The 21,527-nt window shown below is 67.5% G+C and carries 23 protein-coding genes; 15 read left to right on the forward strand and 8 right to left on the reverse strand.

All coding sequences use genetic code 11. The features are described from left to right. Positions 1-122: 122 nt before the first annotated feature. Positions 123-1,424 (reverse strand): NtaA/DmoA family FMN-dependent monooxygenase, encoded by a 1,302-nt coding sequence (locus ACFVJ5_RS25815; protein ID WP_379223796.1) that lies wholly within the window; start codon positions 1,422-1,424, stop codon positions 123-125. A gap of 157 nt (positions 1,425-1,581) precedes the next feature. On the opposite strand from ACFVJ5_RS25815, the gene ACFVJ5_RS25820 reads away from it, so the two are divergent. Further along, a complete protein-coding gene (locus ACFVJ5_RS25820; protein WP_379223798.1) occupies positions 1,582-1,926 on the forward strand; it encodes a DUF6401 family natural product biosynthesis protein in 345 nt (114 codons plus the stop codon). Positions 1,927-1,989: 63 nt separating this feature from the next. Here the strand turns inward: ACFVJ5_RS25820 and ACFVJ5_RS25825 are convergent, their stop codons facing one another. After that, the gene (locus ACFVJ5_RS25825; RefSeq protein ID WP_379223800.1) at positions 1,990-2,826 is read right to left on the reverse strand and encodes a hypothetical protein; all 837 of its coding nucleotides are present in this window, start codon (positions 2,824-2,826) and stop codon (positions 1,990-1,992) included. Between the two features lie 398 nt (positions 2,827-3,224). Between ACFVJ5_RS25825 and erm the strand changes: the two genes are divergently transcribed. Further along, positions 3,225-4,049: an ErmE/ErmH/ErmO/ErmR family 23S rRNA (adenine(2058)-N(6))-methyltransferase gene (gene erm / locus ACFVJ5_RS25830; protein WP_379223802.1), complete on the forward strand. Its 825-nt coding sequence runs from the start codon at positions 3,225-3,227 to the stop codon at positions 4,047-4,049. 59 nt (positions 4,050-4,108) lie between these two features. Here the strand turns inward: erm and ACFVJ5_RS25835 are convergent, their stop codons facing one another. Next, on the reverse strand, positions 4,109-5,362 hold the full coding sequence (locus ACFVJ5_RS25835) for a Glu/Leu/Phe/Val dehydrogenase dimerization domain-containing protein (RefSeq protein WP_379223804.1): 1,254 nt from the start codon (positions 5,360-5,362) through the stop codon (positions 4,109-4,111). Between the two features lie 150 nt (positions 5,363-5,512). On the opposite strand from ACFVJ5_RS25835, the gene ACFVJ5_RS25840 reads away from it, so the two are divergent. Next, the gene (locus ACFVJ5_RS25840; protein WP_379223806.1) at positions 5,513-6,484 is read left to right on the forward strand and encodes a LysR substrate-binding domain-containing protein; all 972 of its coding nucleotides are present in this window, start codon (positions 5,513-5,515) and stop codon (positions 6,482-6,484) included. Here ACFVJ5_RS25840 and ACFVJ5_RS25845 read toward each other — a convergent pair. Next, positions 6,452-7,834: a cystathionine beta-synthase gene (locus tag ACFVJ5_RS25845; protein WP_378636216.1), complete on the reverse strand. Its 1,383-nt coding sequence runs from the start codon at positions 7,832-7,834 to the stop codon at positions 6,452-6,454. The two genes, ACFVJ5_RS25840 and ACFVJ5_RS25845, sit on opposite strands and share 33 nt — an antisense overlap. Positions 7,835-7,947: 113 nt before the next feature. On the opposite strand from ACFVJ5_RS25845, the gene ACFVJ5_RS25850 reads away from it, so the two are divergent. Together ACFVJ5_RS25850 and ACFVJ5_RS25855 are read left to right on the forward strand one after the other, a co-directional pair. After that, complete coding sequence (locus ACFVJ5_RS25850) at positions 7,948-8,817, forward strand: SGNH/GDSL hydrolase family protein (protein WP_379223808.1); 870 nt, start codon at positions 7,948-7,950, stop codon at positions 8,815-8,817. 62 nt (positions 8,818-8,879) lie between these two features. Further along, positions 8,880-10,100, forward strand: coding sequence for an acetyl-CoA C-acetyltransferase (locus ACFVJ5_RS25855; protein ID WP_379223810.1), 1,221 nt, complete (start codon positions 8,880-8,882; stop codon positions 10,098-10,100). A gap of 56 nt (positions 10,101-10,156) precedes the next feature. Here the strand turns inward: ACFVJ5_RS25855 and ACFVJ5_RS25860 are convergent, their stop codons facing one another. Continuing rightward, a complete protein-coding gene (locus tag ACFVJ5_RS25860; protein ID WP_266293143.1) occupies positions 10,157-11,014 on the reverse strand; it encodes a Bax inhibitor-1/YccA family protein in 858 nt (285 codons plus the stop codon). Positions 11,015-11,164: 150 nt separating this feature from the next. Next, entirely contained in the window at positions 11,165-12,313 is a 1,149-nt protein-coding gene (locus ACFVJ5_RS25865; RefSeq protein ID WP_379223812.1) for a class I SAM-dependent methyltransferase, read from the reverse strand. Between the two features lie 402 nt (positions 12,314-12,715). On the opposite strand from ACFVJ5_RS25865, the gene ACFVJ5_RS25870 reads away from it, so the two are divergent. From ACFVJ5_RS25870 to ACFVJ5_RS25910, 9 genes are all read left to right on the forward strand, one after another. Beyond that, positions 12,716-13,297 carry a hypothetical protein gene (locus ACFVJ5_RS25870; protein WP_379223814.1) on the forward strand — a complete coding sequence of 194 codons (582 nt, stop codon included), beginning with the start codon at positions 12,716-12,718 and terminating at the stop codon, positions 13,295-13,297. Between the two features lie 48 nt (positions 13,298-13,345). Next, positions 13,346-13,870 (forward strand): hypothetical protein, encoded by a 525-nt coding sequence (locus tag ACFVJ5_RS25875; RefSeq protein ID WP_379223816.1) that lies wholly within the window; start codon positions 13,346-13,348, stop codon positions 13,868-13,870. Between the two features lie 65 nt (positions 13,871-13,935). After that, on the forward strand, positions 13,936-14,535 hold the full coding sequence (locus ACFVJ5_RS25880; RefSeq protein WP_379223817.1) for a DUF305 domain-containing protein: 600 nt from the start codon (positions 13,936-13,938) through the stop codon (positions 14,533-14,535). A gap of 155 nt (positions 14,536-14,690) precedes the next feature. Further along, entirely contained in the window at positions 14,691-15,230 is a 540-nt protein-coding gene (locus ACFVJ5_RS25885; RefSeq protein WP_379223819.1) for a hypothetical protein, read from the forward strand. 108 nt (positions 15,231-15,338) lie between these two features. Next, the gene (locus ACFVJ5_RS25890) at positions 15,339-16,625 is read left to right on the forward strand and encodes a serine hydrolase domain-containing protein (protein WP_379223821.1); all 1,287 of its coding nucleotides are present in this window, start codon (positions 15,339-15,341) and stop codon (positions 16,623-16,625) included. A 108-nt stretch (positions 16,626-16,733) separates the two neighbouring features. Next, complete coding sequence (locus tag ACFVJ5_RS25895) at positions 16,734-17,465, forward strand: GntR family transcriptional regulator (RefSeq protein ID WP_378993109.1); 732 nt, start codon at positions 16,734-16,736, stop codon at positions 17,463-17,465. Between the two features lie 85 nt (positions 17,466-17,550). Beyond that, complete coding sequence (locus ACFVJ5_RS25900) at positions 17,551-17,826, forward strand: hypothetical protein (RefSeq protein ID WP_379223823.1); 276 nt, start codon at positions 17,551-17,553, stop codon at positions 17,824-17,826. A gap of 158 nt (positions 17,827-17,984) precedes the next feature. Next, complete coding sequence (locus ACFVJ5_RS25905; protein ID WP_170112138.1) at positions 17,985-18,140, forward strand: DUF6131 family protein; 156 nt, start codon at positions 17,985-17,987, stop codon at positions 18,138-18,140. 35 nt (positions 18,141-18,175) lie between these two features. Further along, positions 18,176-18,388, forward strand: a complete 213-nt coding sequence (locus tag ACFVJ5_RS25910) for a hypothetical protein (RefSeq protein ID WP_378993115.1) — start codon at positions 18,176-18,178, stop codon at positions 18,386-18,388. 36 nt (positions 18,389-18,424) lie between these two features. Here the strand turns inward: ACFVJ5_RS25910 and ACFVJ5_RS25915 are convergent, their stop codons facing one another. Together ACFVJ5_RS25915 and ACFVJ5_RS25920 are read right to left on the reverse strand one after the other, a co-directional pair. Continuing rightward, a complete protein-coding gene (locus tag ACFVJ5_RS25915) occupies positions 18,425-19,222 on the reverse strand; it encodes an MHYT domain-containing protein (RefSeq protein ID WP_379223826.1) in 798 nt (265 codons plus the stop codon). Positions 19,223-19,409: 187 nt separating this feature from the next. Beyond that, positions 19,410-19,856: an SRPBCC family protein gene (locus ACFVJ5_RS25920; protein ID WP_379223828.1), complete on the reverse strand. Its 447-nt coding sequence runs from the start codon at positions 19,854-19,856 to the stop codon at positions 19,410-19,412. A 163-nt stretch (positions 19,857-20,019) separates the two neighbouring features. Between ACFVJ5_RS25920 and ACFVJ5_RS25925 the strand changes: the two genes are divergently transcribed. After that, positions 20,020-21,507 carry a peptide MFS transporter gene (locus ACFVJ5_RS25925; RefSeq protein ID WP_379223830.1) on the forward strand — a complete coding sequence of 496 codons (1,488 nt, stop codon included), beginning with the start codon at positions 20,020-20,022 and terminating at the stop codon, positions 21,505-21,507. Positions 21,508-21,527: the final 20 nt, after the last annotated feature.

The following is a 21,527-nucleotide window of genomic DNA, read 5'->3' on the forward strand; positions in this document are numbered from 1 at the left end:
CTGCGGATCCCTTCGCTCGCCGAGCTGGTTTGCCGAAAGTTGTCTCGGAACGGTTATACCCATTCAGAGTCCATCGGACGCCCGGTTCACGCAAGTCCGCGATCTCGATCACATCTCGTCGACTACGCCCTCGTCGTCGAGGTCGGCGCGGGCAGTTCCAGGTTCTCGCGGTAGGTCGCGCCCAGATAGTCGGTGTCGAGCAGCTTCCGGCGACGCAGCTCGGGCAGCAGACCGTTGACGACGAAATCGTGGGTGCGCGCATCGGTGAACCCGCCGAGGGAGATCACGTCGAGCACATTCGCCCGGTAGCGCTCCTCGATCGCGTCGGCCAGCTGTTCGGGTGTGCCCGCCGCGGCCCAGTGGCCGGTGTCCTTGGCGGCGATCACGAGTTCTCGCAGCGTCGCGCCGGAGGCGGCGAGCTTGGCGAAGATCTCGACCCGGCCGCGCCGGCGATGGACCGAATCCAGTTGCGGCAGCAATGTTTCCGGGATGGGCTTGTCCAGCGGTAGCTCGGACAGGTCGATGCCGCCACCCAGCATGTCGGCCAGCCGGCGCCGCCCCGCCTCGAAATCGGTGGCTTCGGCGGCCTCGCGCACCAATCTGCGGGCTTCTTCCTCCGTCGCGCCGTAGGTGGCATGGAAGGAGCTGAAGATGAGCGGAAGCCCGTCCGGCCTGCCCAACTCGCCGGCGCGGGTGCGGATCTTCTTCGTGTAGGTGATCGCGTCCTCGAGCGTCGAGAGCGAGGTGAACACCACCTCCGCGAATCGTGCGCCGAGTTCGACGCCGCCCGCGGATTGACCGGCCTGGAACTGCACCGGCCTGCCCTGCGGCAACGGTGGGATGTTCAGCGGGCCGCGGACCGAGAAATGCTGTCCGGCGAAGTCGATCGGCCGCACGAGCGATTCGTCCAGGGTCGCACCGCCTGCGCCGTCCGGCCGCAGCGCACCAGGGCGCCAGCTGTCGAACAGCCCGTTGACCACCTCGATGGACTCCGTGGCGCGCGCGTAGCGCTGCTCCGGGCTCGGTAGATCGCGGTCACCGTAGTTCTCCTCGCCCAATGACGAGGTCACCGCGTTCCAGGCCGCGCGGCCGTTGCTGATGTGGTCGAGCGTGCCGAAGAGCCGGGCCAGGTTATAGGGGTGATGGAAGGTCGTGGAGACGGTGGCGATCAGGCCGACATCGGTGGTCACCGCGCCGAGTGCGGCGAGCTGGATCAAGGGTTCCTGCGCGCCGATCGCCCCCTGGGCGCCGAAGCTGAGCAGATCCGCCGCGAAGATCGCACCGATCTTGTTCTCCTGTGCGATCCGCGCGATCCGGATACCTTCCTCGAGCGTGGAACGGGTCGGGTCCAGTGCCGCGGCGTACACATCGCGCGATCCGCTGACCCCGGTGACGGTCTTCAATTTCCGACGTTCGCTGCCCATGTTCGACAGTCCAGCAGGGCGCTCCGCGAGCGACCATGGTTGCGCTCAACCCAATTCGATCGAGCGCGCGGTTGTTGCTCTATATTCGCTCGATCACGCTATTGATCTTGAATCGTTCCGATTTCATCAGCGATGGAGAAATTGCTACCATATTGCAATGTTTGCGCCAGGTCCCGCGTTGCTCGAACTCTCGGCGCAACGACAATTACAGCAGTTGAACACCGAGTTCGGAGCACCCGCGGCCGCCGTCGCCGCGGTCGTGCCCGCACTGTCCGCCCAGCTGGACCAGCACGCCGCCGCGGTGCGTGACATTCTCGATCTCGGTGTCGACGATTCCGCGCGGGTTCCCCTCGTCATTCTGATCGCCGGTTATGTCCGCGGACTGCTCGACCATTTCGCCGAGCGGGCCGACGGGTTCTTCGCGGGCGCGCCGGACAACTGGCACACCGCCGACTGGCTGCAGTTACGCCTTGCCGCGGTGTGCGCGTACGCCGCCGACTGACACCGCACCGACCGACATCGGCGCACCGCCACCCGAAGGTGACAGTGCGCCGACGCCCGTTGGTCACCTGGCTGTTTCGCCACCCCAGCCCGGCTCGCTTGCGGGGTAGCTCGCTCCGGGCGTGACCCGCGCCTGCCCGGGCGCACTCGGTGGCGCCACCTGCTCGCCCTGCCGCTCGGCGTCCTCACGTCCACGCTGGTAGGCCTGGGCATGCCCCTTCATCGCGGGCATCTCCGATTCCAGGTTGCCGAGCCAATTGCTCCAGCGCTGCTCCATGGGCCTGACCAGGCCGCCACCGACACCGACCACCAGGATGCCGCCGATGGTGGCGAGCACGGCGATCAGGATCGGAGTGGTCACCGAGGTCGCGACACCGATCTGGTTCAGCGCGGCGATGATGCCGATACCCCAGATGAACACCGCCGCGATCCGGCCGAGCATGGTCCCGTAGGACAGCCCGCCGAGCACGTTGGAGACGAGTTCGCTCACCGCGTGGGCAATGGCCGCGGCGATCACCACGATGATGATCGCGACCACCGCCTTGGGCAGCCACGCCACGATGCTGGTGAGCAGCGCACTGACCGGGTTCGGCCCGAACACCGCGAAACCGATCTGCAGCGCGATCAACAGAATCGCGTAATAGGCGATCTTGGCGATGATGTCGGAAGCGTCATATTTACTGCGGGACATCATTTTCCGCAGTTCGCCGCGTTCGACGAGCTTGTCGAATCCGACGCGTTCCAGCACCGCGTTCACGATCTTGGCGACCACCTTCGCGATGATCCAGCCGACGAGAAGAATGGCGATGAATGCCACCGCTTTGGGGACGAACTGCGCGACCGAACTCCACGCGTCGGTCAAGCCCTGCTGGAAATCTATCGCAATGACGGAGGTATCCACGGCCTATCCTTTCGCTCATTCCGATCAGTGCGGCTGAATTGCCGATGCACCTGTTCGTGCTGGTTACCCAGGTATTACTCATCGAATCCGTGCAGTTGCGACAAATTTGCTCACGGCCGGTCAGCGCCACTATGGCCCACGGATGTCGGTGGGGCTTGCGCTGTGGTGAGGTCGGACCGGCCGGTCCCACGGCCGCGATCGCCGCCGGTCCGAAATTCGGTTGCCTACATCTCGACCGCTTCCTAGAGTCGGTCGCATGTCGTGCCACTACTTCATTCGTCTCCGCTACAGCCGGGCTCTGGCCCGCTAGCGGACGCGGATAACTTCATCGGCGTCCACCGGCGCGCTCAGGGCCCTTCGAGACTCATTCGACTCGAAGACCCGAAGGGGCAACTGCCGTGGCGCAGGATTTTGCACACCGAAACTACTCACACACCCAGCGCAAGGTCACCGGTAAGGGTGGCGGTCGGACCGCCCGTGACCACGCGAGAAGGACACTGTCCCAGAATTTTCTGGTGGATCGTGCCGCCGTCGACTCGATAGTGGCGGTGGCCGATCCGGCGGGCACAGTTCTCGAACCCGGTGCGGGCGAAGGCGTTCTCACGCACGCACTGGCTCGCCGGGGCGCTCAGGTCACCGCGTACGAGATCGATCCACTGCTCGCGGCCAAGCTCTCGGCACGAACACGGTCCGAGGACGGAATCCGTGTCGTCCGTGGCGATTTCACCAAGGTCAGGGCTCCCCGCGAGCCGTTCGCCGTGGTGGGCAACATCCCGTTCTCCGTGACCGCCGAGATCGTCGACTGGTGCCTGACCGCACCGGCCCTGACCTCGGCGACACTGCTCACCCAACGCGAATACGCCCGCAAACGCACCGGCGACTACGGCCGCTGGAGCCTACTGACCGCGACGACCTGGCCGTGGTTCACCTGGGAACTCCACGGGCAGGTGCACCGCAACAGCTTTCGCCCGATCCCGTCGGTCGACTCGGCGATTCTGCGAATCAGCCGACGGCCGGAACCACTTGTCCAGCAACAGGATTCCTATGCCGAGCTGGTTCGAACCGGTTACTCCGGCATCGGCGGCACGGTGCGCGCTTCCCTGCGCACCCGCTACCGAGGCGTCGACGACGCGTTGACCGCGACCGGCATCGACCACAACACCGTCGTCGCCTATGTCCACCCGGACCAGTGGGTGGAGTTGCACTCGATTCTCACCCGCTGACCGGGAGCCGGTGCTGCCTTCACTCGTGCGGGCAGCACCGTCTTCCGCATACCCCGCGCTCAGGGGATGACGACCGGCCCGGTGAGCGGTGACGGGTCGTCGGCCCAGCGGTGGCCGATCTCGCGGGGGGTGATGTTCTCGTCGGTCCAAGCGGTCAGCAGCTGTGCGACCTTGTCGTGCATGGTGGTGCGGAGTCGGTCGAAGGAGGTGTCCGGGACGTCGTCCACTTCGCCGAGCAGCAACCACCACGCCCAGGCCACCGCACCCGCGTTGGCGACGAAATCGGGCAGTACCGGGATGCCACGGGCGGCGAGCATGGCTTCGGCTTCCGGTGTGGTGGCGGCGTTCGCGGCTTCGACGACGACGCGGGCCCGGATGTCGTACGAGTTGTCCGGCGTGATCGCATACGAGATCGCCGCGGGCACAAGGATATCGACGTCGGCGGACATCACGGCGCTGCGCGGCAGCTCCTCGATGCCCGCGGGCAGGCGCGACCGGTCGATCTCGCCGTAGCCGTCGCGCAGATCCAGCAGCGCCGGAATGTCGAGGCCCTCGGCGCGGTACAGGGTGCCCGCGGCGTCGGCCACCGCGGTGATCTTCATCCCGGCCTCGTGCAGGTAGTACGCCGCCGCCCCGCCCATGGTGCCCACGCCTTGGATCGCGGCCGTCGTGTCGGCAGGCGCCTGCCCCCACTGCACCGCGGCGGCCAGACAGGCGTGCGCGACACCGAAACCGCCGATGACGTCACCGAGCAGGAAGCCGCCGTCGACCGCGGCGTTGAGCCCGCTGCGGACCCGCGCCAGCGTCGCCGCCGGGTCGGCGGAGCGCCGGATCGCGGCGTGGAAGCTCTGGTCGAGGTCGAGCTTGTCGAAGACCGTGTCGATCAGATGCTGCGGAACCCCCAGGTCCTCCGCGGTCACCCAGTGCGTGTCGAGCCACGGGCGCATCGCCTCGCAGAACCGCTCGAGCACTTCCACCGCGCGCGGATCCTTCGGATCGAAGTCGATCCCGCCCTTGGCGCCGCCGATCGGCAGGTCGAAAGTGGCGGTCTTGTTCGCCATGCCGCGCGCCAGGTCCTCGACCTCACGCAGGGTGCAACCGGTGCGCATCCGGGTGCCGCCGGTGGCCAGGCCGCCGCGCAGGGTGTGGACGACAAGATAGCCGACCGCGTCGGTGTGCGAATCCGTCCAGTGCAGACGCAGGTAGGGCTCGCAACGACGGATCGCGGGAGTGCCGGCCGGGTCCGTGGATGTGCCCGCAACGCTGTGCGAAGTCACCTGCGGCGTACCTGCGCCCGGGTTCAGCATCGTCATGGTGCCCACCTCCTCATTCGTCGTGATCGCCCGTGGCGGACCTCGTCGTCCCGGTAGCACCCAGCGTGCGCGGCCCCCTGGCCGCGCGTCTATTTACGGTTCGTTCACGGCACCCTTCATGGTTCCTGCACAGTGCTTACGCTCGGTGCTATGGACCTGTCTCTGGCCCGCCTGCGGATGTTGCGCGAACTACACCGGCGCGGCACGATCACGGCCGCCGCGGCCGCTCTGCACTACACCGCGTCGGCGGTGTCCCAACAGCTCGCCCAGCTCGAACGCGACGCGGGCACCCGGCTGTTCGAACGACGCGGGCGCCGAGTGCAGCTCACCGATCTGGGGATCGTGCTCGCCGAGCACGCCGAGGAGATCCTGGCCGCGGTCGAGCGCGCGACCCAGGCGCTCGAGGAAGCGGGCGGTTCGGTCACCGCGAAGATCACCGCCGGGGTGTGGGCGTCGGTGGCCTCCGGCCTGCTCCCCGACGCGCTCACCACCCTTGCCGCCTCGCACCCGGGCATTCTGGTGCGCACCTCCGAACTCGCGCCGGAGTCGACGGCCGCCGCGGTCCGTGACGGCACACTCGACCTGTCGTTCGTTCTCGACTACTCGAACTATCCGATGACCTGGGACCGTGGCCTGGAACGGGCAGTCATCGGTGTCGAACGGATCCACGCCGCCGTCCCCGCCGGTGCGGTGCCCGCGGGCAGCGTGACCCTCGCCGAGTTGTCCGAGCATCCGTGGATCATCGCGCCCGCCCGGTCGCATTTCGGGCACGCGGCGCGGCTGGCCTTCCAGTCCGCCGGGCTCCGGCCGCGCATCGACCACGAGCTGGAGGAGCAGGCGACCGCGATGGCGATGGTCGCGGCCGGACTCGGCGTCACGCTGGTGTCGGATCTGGGTCTGGCGCTGCGACCACCCGGGGTGGATATCGTCGCCCTCGGCGACGCCCTCACCCGGACGGTATCGCTGGCCTACCGCACCAACTCGGCGGGCCGAGCCGCGCTGCTACTGGTGGTGGACGCGATCCGGACCGCCGCGGCGAAGAAGGGACTCGGCGCCGAAATCCGGACCGGTCCCACCGTACGTCGAACCTCAGATGCTGCCGGTGCTCAGGAAACCGAGTAGATCGTGGCGGGTGATGACGCCGACTGGCTTTCCGTCTTCGACGACCATCAGCGCGTCGGAATCCGACAGTGCCTTGGTGGCGGTCGAGAGGGGCTCGCCCGAGCCGATCAGCGGGAACGACGGGCTCATGTGCTGGGCAACCGAGTCGGTGAGATTGGCGCGGCCTTCGAAAACCGCCGAGAGCAGGTCGCGTTCGGTGACGCTGCCCGCGACCTCACCGGCCATGACCGGCGGCTCGGCGCCGACGACGGGCATCTGGGAGACGCCGTATTCGCGCAGGATCTCGATGGCGTCGCGCAGGGTTTCCGACGGGTGGGTGTGCACCAGGTCGGGCAGGGCGCCGGACTTGCCGCGCAGCACGTCGCCGACCAGCGGTTCCGGGCCGGCTTCCAGCGGCGTCTGGAGGAAGCCGTAGGAGCTCATCCACTTGTCGTTGAAGATCTTCGACAGGTAGCCGCGGCCACCGTCGGGCAGCAGCACGACCACCACGGCGTCGGGATCGCGACGGGCGACCTCGATCGCGGCGACCACGGCCATGCCGCAGGAACCACCGACCAGCAGGCCCTCCTCGCGAGCGAGGCGCCGGGTCATCTCGAAGGAGTCCGCGTCGGAGACGGCGATGATCTCGTCGGGGATCGACGCGTCGTAGGCGGTGGGCCAGAAGTCCTCGCCGACACCCTCGACCAGGTAGGGGCGACCGGTGCCGCCGGAGTACACCGAGCCCTCGGGATCGGCGCCGATGATCTTGACCTTGCCGCCGGAGACTTCCTTGAGGTAGCGGCCGGTGCCGGAGATGGTGCCGCCGGTGCCGACGCCCGCGACGAAGTGGGTGACCTTGCCCTCGGTGTCGGCCCAGATCTCGGGACCGGTGGTCTCGTAGTGGCTGTCGGGGCCGCCCGGGTTCGAGTACTGGTTGGGCTTCCAGGCTCCCTCGATCTCGCGGACCAGGCGATCGGAGACGTTGTAGTAGCTGTCGGGGTGCTCCGGCGGCACGGCGGTCGGGCAGACCACGACCTCGGCGCCGTAGGCACGCAACACGTTGCGCTTGTCCTCGCTGACCTTGTCCGGGCAGACGAACACGCACTTGTACCCGCGCTGCTGGGCGACCAGCGCCAGGCCGACACCGGTATTCCCCGAGGTCGGCTCGACGATCGTGCCGCCCGGCTTCAGCAGTCCGTCCTGCTCGGCGGCGTCGATCATCTTGACCGCGATCCGGTCCTTGGAGCTGCCGCCCGGGTTCAGGTATTCGACCTTCGCGGCCACCAGGCCCGCGTTGGGGCCGACCACCGAGTTCAGCCGAACAAGGGGGGTGTTGCCGATGAGATCGACGACATGATCCGCGATGCGCATGGTGCCGAGGGTAGCCGAGCACTTGCGCCCGACGCCGAGCGGAGGGGCGCCCACCAGGCCGCAAGTGGCCGACATCTCCGTTCATCGCGATCTCCGTCGTAGAATTTTCGAATGTGAGCGCACCTCGAATCAGCTGGCGGACGGCGGCCGTGACCGGAGCGACGACGGTGCTCGCCGGATCGAGCGCCGGAACTGTCTCCTGGGCGACGTATCGATTGCTGATGACGCAGGCGGGTGCGGCGCGCGCGGTGATCGGCCGCGATACCTCCAAACCGCCAGAGGCCGATGGCGTGTACGCACCGGGCGCGAGCCTGCCGGAGCCGTGGCGTAAGACGACGCCGGTCGACCTGCACCTGATGATCTTCGGGGACTCCACCGCGGCCGGGCTCGGCTGCCTCGGCGCCGCCGATGTGCCGGGGGTGCGGTTGGCCCGCGGGCTGGCCGAGGCCACCGGCCTGCGCATCCGGTTGAGCACCAAGGCCATCTCCGGCGCCACCTCGAAGGGCTTGGCCGGACAGGTCGACGCGATGTTCGTCGCGGGGCCGCCGCCGGACGCGGCGGTGATCCTGGTCGGCGCCAACGACATCACCAAGAAGCACTCCATCCGGGCCTCGGCACGCAGGCTGGCCGCCGCGGTGTCGCGGCTGCGCGAGGCCGACGCGCTGGTGGTGGTCGGCACCTGCCCGAACCTGGGCACCGTCACCGCGATCCAGCAACCGCTGCGCACGATCGTCGCGAACTGGAGTGTGCGACTGGCCAAGGCTCAGACGGTCGCGACCACCATCGCGGGCGGCATCGCGGTGCCGATGGGCTCGCCGCTGGTCGCGTCGGAGTTCCGCGCCTCGCCCGAAATCCTCTTCGCCACCGACGGATTCCACCCTTCCGCGGCAGGCTACGAATTGGCGGCTGCGCAGCTGCTTCCCGTGCTCGTCGCGCAGGTGCGCGACCGACCTGCTCTTCCCGTCGCGCAGCTGGAGACGTAGATTCGAGAATTGACCGGCATGTAAACAGCCGTTCACGTCGAACAACGCGAAAAGGAGTCCTCATGCCCGAGGCCGTCATCGTCAGCACCGCCCGTTCCCCGATCGGCCGTGCCGTCAAGGGGTCATTGGCGGGAATGCGCCCGGACGACCTGACCACGCAGATGGTTCGTGCCGCGCTGGCCAAGGTGCCTTCGCTGGATCCGACGCAGATCGACGACATCATCCTGGGCACCGGCTCCCCCGCAGGCGAGGGTGGCTTCGGTATGGGCCGCATGATCGCCATCGAGCTCGGCCTCGACGTCGTCCCCGGCACCACCGTGCAGCGCTACTGTGCGTCGTCGGTACAGACCACCCGGATGGCCTTCCACGCGATCAAGGCAGGCGAGGGTGACGTGTTCATCTCCGCCGGCGTGGAGACTGTCTCGCGCTACGCCCGTGGCTCGGCCGACAGCTCGCCCGACACCAGGAACACCATTTTCGACGAGGCCGTTGCCCGTACCGCCAAGGCCGCCGAGGGTGGCGCCGGTGTCTGGCACGACCCGCGTGAAGACGGCCTGCTCCCCGACGCCTACATCGCGATGGGCCAGACCGCCGAGAACGTCGCGTCGCTGACCGGCATCTCGCGCGAGGACCAGGACCGCTGGGGCGTGCGCTCGCAGAACCGTGCCGAAGAGGCCATCAAGGCCGGCTTCTTCGAGCGTGAGATCACCCCGGTGACCCTGCCCGACGGCACGATCGTGAGCAAGGACGACGGGCCGCGCGCCGGCGTCACCTACGAGGCGGTCAGCCAGCTCAAGCCGGTGTTCCGTCCCGACGGCACCATCACCGCCGGTAACTGCTGCGCGCTCAACGACGGCGCCGCGGCGCTGGTGATCATGAGCGACACCAAGGCCAAGGAGCTGGGCCTGACCCCGCTGGCCCGCATCGTCTCCACCGGCGTCTCCGGCCTGTCGCCCGAGATCATGGGCCTCGGCCCGGTCGAGGCCGTCAAGCGTGCGCTGGCGATCGCAGGCAAGTCGGTCTCCGACATCGACCTGTTCGAGATCAACGAGGCCTTCGCCGTGCAGGTGCTCGGTTCGGCGCGTGAGCTCAAGATCGACGAGGACAAGCTCAACGTCTCCGGTGGCGCGATCGCGCTGGGCCACCCGTTCGGCATGACCGGTGCCCGCATCACCACCACCCTGCTGAACAACCTGCAGACCTACGACAAGCAGTTCGGCGTGGAGACCATGTGCGTCGGCGGCGGCCAGGGCATGGCATTGGTCATCGAGCGTCTCAGCTGAGATAGACCGAAAAAAGCGGCCCACCTCGATGAGGTGGGCCGCTTTTCGTGCTCGGATCAGTCGCGCTGGAAGTAGCTCAGCAGGCGAAGGATCTCGATGTAAAGCCAGACCAGGGTGATGGTGAGGCCGAGGGCCACGCCCCACGCGGCCTTTTCGGGGGCCTGGGCGCGGATCAGCTGGTCGGCGGCGTCGAAGTCGAGCAGGAAGCTGAACGCGGCGATCGCGATGCAGACCAGGCTGAACACGATCGCCAGCGGGCCGCCGTCGCGCAGGCCGAAGCCGCCGTCGGTGAAGAAGCTCGCGATCAGGTTGCCGACCATCAGCACCAGCACACCGACCATCGCGCCGATCAGCATGCGGGTGAAGCGCGGGGTCACGCGGATCGCGCCGGTCTTGTAGACGACGAGCATGCCGAAGAACACGCCGAACGTGCCGAGCACCGCCTGGCCGATCAGGGCGCTACCGCCCACACCGCCGAAGGTGACGTCGGTGAACATCAGCGACAGCGCGCCGAGGAACAGACCCTCGAAGGCCGCGTACGCCAGCACGATGGCCGGGTTGTCCATCTTGCGACCGAAGGTCGCGATCAGGACGAGCACCAGGCCGATGATGCCGCCGCCGATGACGAACAGCGGGGCCAGCGACGGATTCGCGCTCGACAGCGCGAAGGAGATGATCGCCGAGACGGTCAGCACCGCGAGGGTGATGCCGGTCTTGGTCACCACGTCGTCGATGGTCATCGCGCGGGTGGCAGGGGCCTGCTGGAATTGCTGGCCGTACTGCTGCCCGTATTCGCCGTACTGCTGGTTACCGAGCTGGCCCGCGCCGGCTACGCCCGAACCGAAGTTCGCGTAACCGCCGACACCTTCCTGGCGGGGAAGGTTCTTGAACACCGGATTCGATGAGGTACGCACCGTGCGCCTTTCCTGGAGTTACGAGTCGCTACAGAAGCTCCAACTGCCCTGTTCAACGCGTCACGATCGGACAAAGTTCCCAGCGATCCGGTCCATGACCACACCGCCCGTTCGTTCGGACAAATCGGACTCTACCGCTTTCGGGTCGTCCTATCGTTGTACGTCGCGCAGACCACGAACGGACCGCGTGACCGTGAACTTCTGGTTCCGGCCGATCACATCGGTGCGCCCGACCATCCGCTCCACCACGCCGCGATAGTTCAGGTGCGAGTTGTACACCGTCCACAGTTCGCCGCCGGGGCGCAGCACGCGGCCCGTCTCGACGAACATCTTGATCGCCGAACCGGTGTGCACGGCCGCGCCGACATGGAAGGGCGGATTGCACAGCACCAGGTCGGCGCTGTTGTCGGCGGCCGAGGACATGGCGTCGTCGCGCACCACGGTCACCCGGTCGGCGACACCGTTGGCTTCGGCGGTGGCCCGCGCCGAGGCGACGGCGGCGGCCGACTGGTCGGTGCCGACCACCCGCATGTGCGGGCGCGACTTGGCCAGCGCGACCGCGAGAATGCCGGTGCCGCAACCGAGATCGACGGCATCGCGCGCGTCGGGCTTCATCCGGTCCATGTGCTCGAGCAGGAAGCGGGTGCCGATGTCGAGGCGCGAGCCCGAGAACGCCGCACCGAACGCGACGACATCGCCGTCGATCTCGATGACGTGCTCGCGCACCGGGAACCGGGGCTCGCCCACCGGCAGCGGTTCGCCGACCACGAGCACGCGCGACTTCTGCCTGCCCCGGCCCGCACGGACCTGGGCGAAGAATTCGGCGAGTACCTCGTTCATGGCCGGGGTGAGGTACTTGTCGCGACCGCCCGCGAACACCACCACGTCGTCGGCGGCGTAGCGGGCGATGGCCTCGGCGATCTCGGCGACGCCCGACAGCATCCGCGGCAACCGCATCACGACCACGCGCGCCCCGGAGAGCAGGTCGGCGTCGAGGGCGTGGGCGGTGTAGCGATCGGTGAGCCCGAGGGTCTTGGCGTTGGCCGCCAGCGCCGATTCGCCGGTGATCAGGTCCTGGTGCACGCGAATACCGGCGAGTCCGTGCCGCGCGGCGATACCGAGGGTGAGCGCGCCGTAGGCGTCGCCGATCACCGCAACCTCACCGCTACCCGCGGCCGCGAGGGCATCGGCGGCCGTGTCGAGGATCAGTCGGTCGGCGGCGTCGACGGCATAGAGGTTCGGCGCCTCCACATCCGGATACCGGCGTAGTCGGTCGAATACGTCCTCAACACTGTCCACCCGGCAAGTGTGCTAGATCGTTGCCCCACCGTCACATCCGGCCCCGGTATCGGCCGGTGGGGCGCCTCCGGAGGGGTCGTCGTGGGATGTATTTCACTGAGCAATAACAGGTTCCATCGATTTGCGACGTCCTTGCAGATCGCTCCGGATTCGCCGATCTCACGAATTCTGTTGTTCCCCAATGCTTCGGCGCAGGCCGCCGCCCGGCCCGCGCCGGAACCGATCACCGCAGGTCGCGCTAACTGCGGAACTGGTACGCGTTCACCGAAAATCCCGGCCCCGACCTGCGCGCATCGACCCCAACCGCTCCCATTTCGAAGTAATCAGCAAACTTTCGGTAGCCCGAACACACCCCGTGTTACTTCGCCCACCATGTCGCCGTCCCTGCGTAGCATCAGCCCCATGCGCAACGCCCTCGTGTTCGTGCTGATCGCCGCGGCCGCGGTGTCGGTATCCGGCTGCGGCACCGACGACGCACCGGCCGCCGCACCGCCGACAACAACGAGCACCACCAGCACGTTCGCCGATGCCACCGGCGAAGTGCCGACCGACGCGAGCCCGAAGTCCGGCGCGGCCTCCCCGGGCGCGGCACTGACCGTCACCGATATCCGGATCGGCAGGCAGCCCGGCTTCGACCGCGTGGTCTACGAGCTCGGCGGCACGGGGTCGCCCGGCTGGCAGGTGGCCTACACCGATAGCGCGGTGCAGGACGGCAGCGGCAAGACCGTCGACGTGGCAGGCCGCGCGATTCTCGAGGTGCGCATCCTCGGCTCGGCGTATCCGTTCGACTCGACCGTCCCCGCGTTCGCCGGGCCCGATCCGGTGACCGATCCGAGCGCGCCGACCATCACCGGCGTCTACAAGAAGCTGGTCTACGAGGGCGTCACCCAGTCGTTCATCGGCATCGACGCCGACCGGCCACCGTTCTCCGTCACCGCCCTCGCCGATCCCCCGCGCCTGGTCGTCGACATCGCCACCCCGTGATTCCTACCCCTACCGGGTATCACGACGGTGATCGCTAGACTGGTCGCCGTGATGGACCGTCAACCCGCGCGCGCACCCGGCATTGCCAGGGCGCTCGCCGTGTTGATGCTGCTCGCGGGGATCGTCGCCATGCACTCGGCGGTCTTCGGCACCGCGCACGCCGGCGACAGTGCGCACGGCCCGCAGGCTCCGGTCGTCACCGACCACTCCAACCCGCGTTCGGCCGCGACTCCGACCGACGAGCACGCCGCGGTCCGCACCATCGACCACTCCGCGCAGGACATCCCGGTTCTCGCCGGAGCACCGTCGACGGACTCGACACTGCCCATCGCCGCCCCCGCCGACCCGCACACGGGCTGCGGCGCGGCGGGCTGTGATGAGCACGCCGCCGTCCACGCTTGTGTTTTCGTCCTGGCCGCACTCGCCATCGCACTGACCCTGGTCCTGCTCTACCGCCTCGGCGACACCTCCGAAGCCGCCCGGCATCCATCGAGGGCATGGCGCGGCCGACGCGAACGCCCGCCACCATGGACCGTCCTCACTCTTTCCCAACTGGCGATTCTGCGGATCTGACAGGTGCGGCACCACGCGTGCCTCGCCGGTTTCGACACCTCACCCGAATCCCCAGGAGGATCACCATGTCCATCAGCCGTACCCACGTCCTCGTCGCCGCGGCCGCCGCCGTCTTGTTCGCGGCGGGTTGTAGCGACGACAGCACCACCACGCACACCACCGAGCACTCCACCACCACCGCGACCGGCGCCGCCGCGAGCACCGACTTCAACGATGCCGACGTCAGCTTCCTGCAGATGATGTACCCGCATCACGCGCAGGCCGTCGAGATGGCGAAGATGGTGCCGAGCCACACCCAGAACCAGCAGCTCATCGCACTGGCCGCCCAGGTGGAGAAGGCACAGGCCCCGGAGATGCAGCAGATCACCGATCTGCTCGCCGGTTTCGGCAAGCCCGCTCCGAGCGCGACCGAAGGACACGGCGGGCACGACATGCCCGGCATGATGACCGACGCGCAGATGAGCAGTCTGCAGGCCGCGAACGGCGCCGACTTCGATCAGCAGTGGCTGGAGATGATGATCGCCCACCACGAGGGCGCGGTCGGGATGGCCCAGACCGAGCTGAACGCCGGCGTGAATCCGCAGACGCGCCAGCTCGCGACGACGATCGTGGCCGATCAAGAGGCTGAGATCGCCACCATGCGCGGCATGCTCGGACAGAACTGATCCGGTGCGGCGCCGGGCCCGACACCCCGGCGCCGCATCTCGGTTCGTCATCGAAATCGTCACCGCGACCTGACGTCACCCGGAAGTAGCCAGTACGGTCGATATGTTCGGCTCCGGCCCAACCGGTGCCTGCAATCTCGAGGCAGGAGAGAGAAATGCGAGTACTGGAACGGCTGGGGCTCGGGACCGCGCTCGCGGCCACCGCGACCGGAGTGATCTTCATCGGCGCCTGCTCCAAGCAGGTGCCGGGCACCGCCGAGGTGAACCAGAACGAGCTCGCCTCGTACACCTCCGAGGTGGCGGCATCCTCGGCTGCCGCGTCGTCGTCGAAGGCGGCGAAGATCGAGGCGGCCAACGACACGGCGTGCGACGGCCTGCGCTCGGCCAACAAGACCTCGGTCACCTCGTTCAACGCCTACATCGCGGCGTCCAACGACCAGGCGCCCGATGCCGACGCCAAGGCCACGGACGCGGTCACCACCCTGCGCAACAGCGCCAAGGACCTCGACCGCAAGATCACCGGCGATGTGATCGCCGATCTGTCCGTGCCGCTGCGCGCCTACATCGAGAAGACCAACACCCTCGCCGACACCCTCGAGCGCAGGGCGCCCACCGACGAACTCAACGGTGTGATCGACATTTTCAACACGTCCAAGGACGAGGCGATCGCGGTGTGCACGCCGTACGGCAGCTGATCGCTCGTAACAAGAACGTGATCGTTCACGATTCCCTTCCGGACACACCATCTGGAGGGTTGCGTGCAGGGCTATCTGAAATACGTTGTGGCAGCGACGATTACCGCGATGACCCTGATTTCGGGGGCAGCGCTCCCGAGTCCGGCGAAGGCCGAACCGGTCACCGCGAAGCAGTGTGAGGTCACCACCGGCCGCACCCCGCAGTCCGCGACGCCGGCCGAAGCCGCGCTCGACCCCGCCGTGCTGGCCGCCGCCATGGCGCGGGCCACCGACGTGACCCGCTTCAACATCCAGCTGTACCGCAACAACTGCCTGATCGCGACGGGCCCGCGCAACGCCGAATCCGGTGGGGTGGCGTGGAATCTGTGGAGCGGGACCAAGAGCGTCGTGGCGCTGGTCGCCGGGGCCGCCGTCGACGAGGGGCTGCTGCGGATCGACGAGCCGATCGGCCGCTATCTGCCGCCGGGTCTCGGCGATGCCGCGCACCGGGAGATCACCGTGCGCAATCTGCTCACCGAGTCCTCCGGGATGGAAGTCGCCGTCGCGGCGGAAGGCGCGACAGGGCTGGCGCAACTCGATCCCAATGTCGTCGCGCAGGCACTCGCGATGCCGATCGAACGCCCGCAGGGCACGATGTTCCGCTACAGCCAGCGCGCGGTGGACCTGCTGGTGTACGTGGTCCAGCAGTCGGTCGGCGAGGACTTCCAGGCCTTCGCCCAGCGAAAGCTGTTCGACCCGTTGGGCATTGCCCGCGGCGACTACTACTGGGCCCGCGACCGTGCCGGAAACACCTACGGCCACGCGCATTTGATCCTGCCGCCGGACGACTTCGCGAAACTCGGTCTGCTCGTGGGCAATCGGGGGCGCTGGAACGCTCAGCAGGTGATCTCCGAGGACTACATGCGGGCGGCGGTGTCACCGTCGCCGAGCATGCCCTGCTACGGCTTCCTGTTCGTGATCAACGGCGCACCGTGTCGCCTCGAATTCCCCGGACTGCCCGACGATGCCGTGAAGATGTCGGGCATGCTGCGCAACGACAGCTTCATCGTGCCCAGCCTCGGCATGGTGCTGAATTGGACCGGCGTCGCGACGGTGGGCAGTTCGACCACCTACACCCACGACGTGATGCGCACGCTCGTCTCCGCGTTCCGCGACCAGCAGATCCCCGATCCCGGCGAGTATCGGGAACGTCCCGATGTGAGCGTGACCGATCCGATGATCGCCCGGCCGGATGCCTTCTTCGGCACGCTCGGCGTAGGCCCGTACGCCTACCCCGGTTGCAACTTCCTCGACTGCCTCGGCGAAACTCCGAAGGCCCCGTTCGCGGATTCGCCACCGGGATGCGTCATCCTGGGATGCATCGGCACCGATCCGCGCACACCGGGAATCCGCTGATCCGGGCGTAGATCTCTGGGCTCCGCGGCGCCGGTCGCGTATTCTCGTGTCAACCGGATAGGACCAGTAGGGACCGGTCGGCCTACCAGGAAAAAGGAGCCACTGGCGATGCCCGCACCGCTGCGCGACAGCGCAGTGCCCAAACACGAACAGCTGCGCGCGATCCTGCTGCAGAAGTGCACGCGCGAGCTACAGCCGGGCGACCTGCTGACCAGCGAGCGCAATCTGATGCAGGACTACGGCGTCAGCCGGATCACCGTGCGCGAGGCCGTTGGTCAACTGGTGAACGAGGGATATCTGGTCCGGGTTCGCGGCAAGGGCACGTTCGTCGCGCACCGGCCCGTGCAATCGCGGCTGCACCTGGCCTCGTTCACCGAGGAGATGCGCGCGCTCGGCCACCATCCGACCACCCTGGTGCTCGTCGCCGAGGAGGCGATCGCACCCGAGGCCACCGCCCGCGCGCTACGCCTGCCGCAGGGCGTACTCGCCTACCATGTGCGCCGATTGCGGCTGGCCGACGACGATCCGGTCAGCGTCGACGACGCCTGGTTCAACCCCGAACTGGTGCCCGGCCTGATCTCGCACGACCTCACCGGCTCGATCTACCGGACCACCGCGGACCGCTACGGCAGGCCGATCGAACGCGCCGTGCAGACGGTCGACGCCCAGGCCGCCGAAGCCGGCGTCGCGGCCCTGCTCGGCGTCAAGAAGGGCGCTCCCGTACTGCATTTCGACCGGGTGTCGTTCAGCGCGGAGGTGCCGATCGAGCACACCCAGAGCTGGTACCGAGCCGACCGCTACCGCGTCCAGATGGAAGTGGGCCAGCGGCCACAGGCTTAGCGGACCCCGCCGATCTGGTGTGAAATCAGCGTATTTCAGTTACCGTCTGGGAGCTATCACAGCGAAGCTCTCGGAGGTATCACCCATGTCCATCCGTCAATCCACCGCCGCCAGGGCAGGCCTGCTGGCCGTGCTCGCCGCGGGAACCCTGCTCGGCACCGCCGGCACCGCCAACGCGGTCGGCAGCGCCGACTGGGACCTGCTCCCCTCCGGTTCGGTCGTGATCGGCCCGCCCACCGGCAGCTCGATGGGCTCGGTCGACGTCGGTAGCGGCACCGGCTCGTTCGACGCCGACCTCGGCTCCAGCGCCCCGCCCCCGCCCTCGACGGGCTCGGCCGCGTTGCCGATCTTCGGACGCTGACCTATTCCCGAGCCGCCGTGGCCGAGTAGTCGGCCACGGCGGCCGATGCGCCGGTCGCTTGCGGCACAGCCTGTTTCGGATCGGGAAAACCGGGCATGCGGTCATTGTGGGTGCCCTCCGGCATTCCACAGTCCCGACACCCAACAAGGTGAGATCTGATGATTATTCTCGGCGCAATTCTTCTCATAGCTGGACTCGTTTTCGGCATCCCGCTCCTCAACACGGTGGGAGTCATCCTCCTCGTGGTCGGCGTCGTCCTGGCATTGGTAGGTAGCACCGGGCGTGCTATCGGTGGCCGTCGGCACTACTACTGACCATGCGCAGAATCCGTAGAAGTAGAGGACCAGTCATGGCAGGCAGTAGATCACGCATCATTTCGATCGTTGTGCTGGTGTGGTTGCTGATCGGGATCCTGGCCGCGGGTCAACGCGGCTACTACACCGAACGCGATCAGAACTGCGCGACCCTCGGCACCATCGCGGTGACGATCATCGCGGGCCCACTGAACTACGTGGGCGCCAACCCCAAGGTCGATGACTGCGACCTACCCCAGCCGAGTTGATGGATGCCGCCGTGGCCGAATATCCGGCCACGGCGGTCAGTCCGGCTGACGCGGCCAGTGCTTTCCGCTGTCGGAGAGCGTGGCCGGATCAGTGCTGTACATGCCACCCGCGCTCGTTCGCGTCGGCGTGAATTCCGACCGGCTGTCGCCGGCTTCCACTTCGGCCAGCCCGACCACGATCACCAATCCGGTGACCACCAGCGACACCGTCGCGATCAACGGCAGCAGCAACTGCACCGGCGTGACACCGTCCACCACGGTCATCGATTCACCGTGGCGCACGCGCATCGCCGCCATCGCCGTGTAGTGCATGCCGCAGACCGCAATTCCCATGACCAGCGCGGCGCCCGTCGTCATCAGCAGGCCACGCACGTGCAGCATGAACCACAGCGCCGCCGTGGCCGCTACCACCGCGATCACGAGTGACAACGCCATCAGCGTCGGCTCGTATTCGATGACGGCCTGGATGCGCATCGCCCACATCCCCAGATAGTGCATGGCAGCCACCCCGAGCCCGGTGATGGCGCCGCCCATCGGCAGCGTCACCCACTCGTTGCCGCCCCCGGTGACGATGGTGAGCCCGATCAGCACCACCACGATCGCGATGACCGCGCTGAGCAGCGTCAACGGCACGTCGTAGCGGATGGTCGCACCGTCGATGCTGAACCCGAGCATGGCCGTGAAGTGCATGACCCAGATGGCCGCTCCACCCAGCGCGACCGAGGCGGCGATGAGCCACCCGAGCGGTGCGGACGACGCTTTGGCGTGCACCGCGCACCGTAGCCCCAATACCGAACCGATGAACGACAGGCCGAAGGCCAGTACCGGATTCATCCAGCCATTGTTGAAGTGCTCGATATGAAGCACACGCGTTCCCCTGATCTACCCTACGCATTTCGATAGTGGGCTAGAGACTAATCCACATGCGCGGACAGAACATCGGGACAGAGAATTCCACGAAACTATTGCAGCGCGAAATACTCGCTATCGAGAAATACGAACCGGTCGGAATTCCCGCGAGTCATTCATTCTGCGAACGCGCACGGATCAAAGCGGCCAGCCGATCCAGGGATTCCTGGTTCCGCGCCGAGAAGAGCAGGTCTTGTGCCACGCCGGGGATCAACTGCGCGGGTCCGCGGGCGGCGCGTTCGACCATCCGGATCGTGGTGTGCCCCGGCGACTGTTCGACGAGCGTGAGCGTGATCCATGCCGAGCCGACCGACCACAGCCGCGCCTCCAACTCCAGCCGGTGCGGCGGGTCGATCGCCCGCACCACCGTCGTATCGCTGATCAGCACCGGCCACAGCCCGAATCGGTAGTGGATGCGGCTGCCGATGGCGGGCCAGCCGGGGTCGACCTCGCCGATGTGCGAGGCGCCGACCACCCAGCTCGCGTAGAGCCAGCCGTCGGCCAGGGTCGCGAACGCCCGCTCCGGCCGTACCGGCACGGTCACCTGGGCTGTCAGCACGTCTGATTTCCTCGTCCGTCGCGGGAGTCCGGTCACCACAGCCTAATTGGTGTCGGCGCCCGCCGCCGGACGTGTTCTCACCTGCCCGGCGGGTGCGGCACGCCGAACCCGCGACGATGCGGGAAAATTGCTGTCCACCGTTTCGACGTGGGATCGTTCCCTTATGTCCACGGAAGAAACACGGCTCGGCGACCCGCCGAGCCCCGCCGACACGGCGGCCGAACGCACCCTGTTCGGTCACCCCATCGGTTTGACCAACCTGTTCGGCGTCGAGCTGTGGGAGCGTTTCTCCTTCTACGGCATGCTCACCATCCTGGGCTACTACCTCTACTACTCCACCACCGAGGGCGGCCTCGGGATCGCACAGAGCACCGCGCTCGGCATCGTCGGCGCGTACGGCGGCTTGGTATACCTGTCCACCGTGCTCGGGGGCTGGATTGCCGACCGGGTGCTGGGGATGGAGCGAACGGTCTTCTACGGCGGTGTCGTGGTCGTGGCCGGGCATCTCGCGCTGGCGGTGTTGCCGGGGCTGGCCGGTGTCGGCGTGGGTCTGGTGCTGGTCGCACTGGGCAGTGGCGGGTTGAAGGCGAACGCGTCGTCATTGCTCGGCACCCTCTACGCGCCCACGGACGCGCGGGTCGACGGCGGGTTCACGCTGTTCTATCTGGGCATCAATATCGGCGCGTTCTGCGGCCCGCTGCTGACCGGCCTGTTGCAGCGCGAGTGGGGTTTCCACGTCGCCTTCGGCGCGGCGGCCATCGGCATGGCGCTCGGCCTGGCCCAGTACGTGATCTTCCGCCGCAACCTCGGCACCCACGGGCGCGAGGTGCCCAATCCCATCACCCGCCGCGAACTGACCCCGGTGCTGATCGGTGTCGCCGTCGCCGCGGTCGTGGTGCTGGTCGCCGTGCTGACGAAGCTGATCACTCTCGAGAATCTGTCCGACGTCACCACCGCCGTCATCGTGGTCGCCTCGATCATCTACTTCGCGGTGATGCTGCGCAGTGCCAAGGTGACCCAGGTCGAACGAACAAGGGTGGTCGCGTTCATCCCGCTGTTCATCGCCAACGCGGTGTTCTGGTCGCTGTTCCAGCAGATGTTCACCATGCTCGCGGTGTATTCCGACGAGCGCGTCGACTGGCGGATCTTCGGCTGGGAAGCGCCGGCGAGCTGGATCGGTTCGGTCGAGCCGGTGTGGATCATCGTGCTCTCGCCGCTGTTCGCGCTGATGTGGACCAAGCTCGGCAATCGCGCGCCGAGCACGCCGATCAAGTTCGCGCTCGGCGTCATCGGGATGGGCATCGCGTTCTGGTTGTTCGCGCTGCTCAGCGGGTTCGACGGCAAGACCGTCCCGGTGCTCGCGGTCTTCGCGATCCTCGGCGGCTTCGCGGTCTCGGAATTGCTGCTCTCGCCGATCGGTCTCGCGGTGACCACGCATCTGGCGCCCGCCGCGTTCCGCTCGCAGATGATGGCCCTGTATTTCTTCTCCGTCGGTATCGGCACGTCGATGGCGGGCACGCTGGCCCGCTTCTACAGCCCCGAGAGCGAGGCCGCCTACTTCGGCTTCAGCGGTGCCGCGGCCATCGTGGCCGGTCTCGTCGTCGTCGCGTGTGCGCCCTGGATCAAGCGCCGCATGCAGGGCGTGCACTGATTGGTTTCCGGGTAATCCCC

The organism is Nocardia sp. NPDC127606 (assembly GCF_042671725.1).
GTDB lineage: Bacteria > Actinomycetota > Actinomycetes > Mycobacteriales > Mycobacteriaceae > Nocardia.

What these genes read in the sequence shown, in the direction of transcription:
- ACFVJ5_RS25815 (WP_379223796.1), bottom strand. Translation starts at nt 1,424, where the DNA reads ATGGGCAGCGAACGTCGGAAATTGAAGACCGTCACCGGGGTCAGCGGA.
- ACFVJ5_RS25820 (WP_379223798.1), top strand. Translation starts at nt 1,582, where the DNA reads ATGTTTGCGCCAGGTCCCGCGTTGCTCGAACTCTCGGCGCAACGACAA.
- ACFVJ5_RS25835 (WP_379223804.1), bottom strand. Translation starts at nt 5,362, where the DNA reads ATGACGATGCTGAACCCGGGCGCAGGTACGCCGCAGGTGACTTCGCAC.
- ACFVJ5_RS25840 (WP_379223806.1), top strand. Translation starts at nt 5,513, where the DNA reads ATGGACCTGTCTCTGGCCCGCCTGCGGATGTTGCGCGAACTACACCGG.
- ACFVJ5_RS25845 (WP_378636216.1), bottom strand. Translation starts at nt 7,834, where the DNA reads ATGCGCATCGCGGATCATGTCGTCGATCTCATCGGCAACACCCCCCTT.
- ACFVJ5_RS25855 (WP_379223810.1), top strand. Translation starts at nt 8,880, where the DNA reads ATGCCCGAGGCCGTCATCGTCAGCACCGCCCGTTCCCCGATCGGCCGT.
- ACFVJ5_RS25870 (WP_379223814.1), top strand. Translation starts at nt 12,716, where the DNA reads ATGCGCAACGCCCTCGTGTTCGTGCTGATCGCCGCGGCCGCGGTGTCG.
- ACFVJ5_RS25880 (WP_379223817.1), top strand. Translation starts at nt 13,936, where the DNA reads ATGTCCATCAGCCGTACCCACGTCCTCGTCGCCGCGGCCGCCGCCGTC.
- ACFVJ5_RS25885 (WP_379223819.1), top strand. Translation starts at nt 14,691, where the DNA reads ATGCGAGTACTGGAACGGCTGGGGCTCGGGACCGCGCTCGCGGCCACC.
- ACFVJ5_RS25890 (WP_379223821.1), top strand. Translation starts at nt 15,339, where the DNA reads ATGACCCTGATTTCGGGGGCAGCGCTCCCGAGTCCGGCGAAGGCCGAA.
- ACFVJ5_RS25895 (WP_378993109.1), top strand. Translation starts at nt 16,734, where the DNA reads ATGCCCGCACCGCTGCGCGACAGCGCAGTGCCCAAACACGAACAGCTG.
- ACFVJ5_RS25900 (WP_379223823.1), top strand. Translation starts at nt 17,551, where the DNA reads ATGTCCATCCGTCAATCCACCGCCGCCAGGGCAGGCCTGCTGGCCGTG.
- ACFVJ5_RS25905 (WP_170112138.1), top strand. Translation starts at nt 17,985, where the DNA reads ATGATTATTCTCGGCGCAATTCTTCTCATAGCTGGACTCGTTTTCGGC.
- ACFVJ5_RS25910 (WP_378993115.1), top strand. Translation starts at nt 18,176, where the DNA reads ATGGCAGGCAGTAGATCACGCATCATTTCGATCGTTGTGCTGGTGTGG.
- ACFVJ5_RS25915 (WP_379223826.1), bottom strand. Translation starts at nt 19,222, where the DNA reads ATGAATCCGGTACTGGCCTTCGGCCTGTCGTTCATCGGTTCGGTATTG.
- ACFVJ5_RS25925 (WP_379223830.1), top strand. Translation starts at nt 20,020, where the DNA reads ATGTCCACGGAAGAAACACGGCTCGGCGACCCGCCGAGCCCCGCCGAC.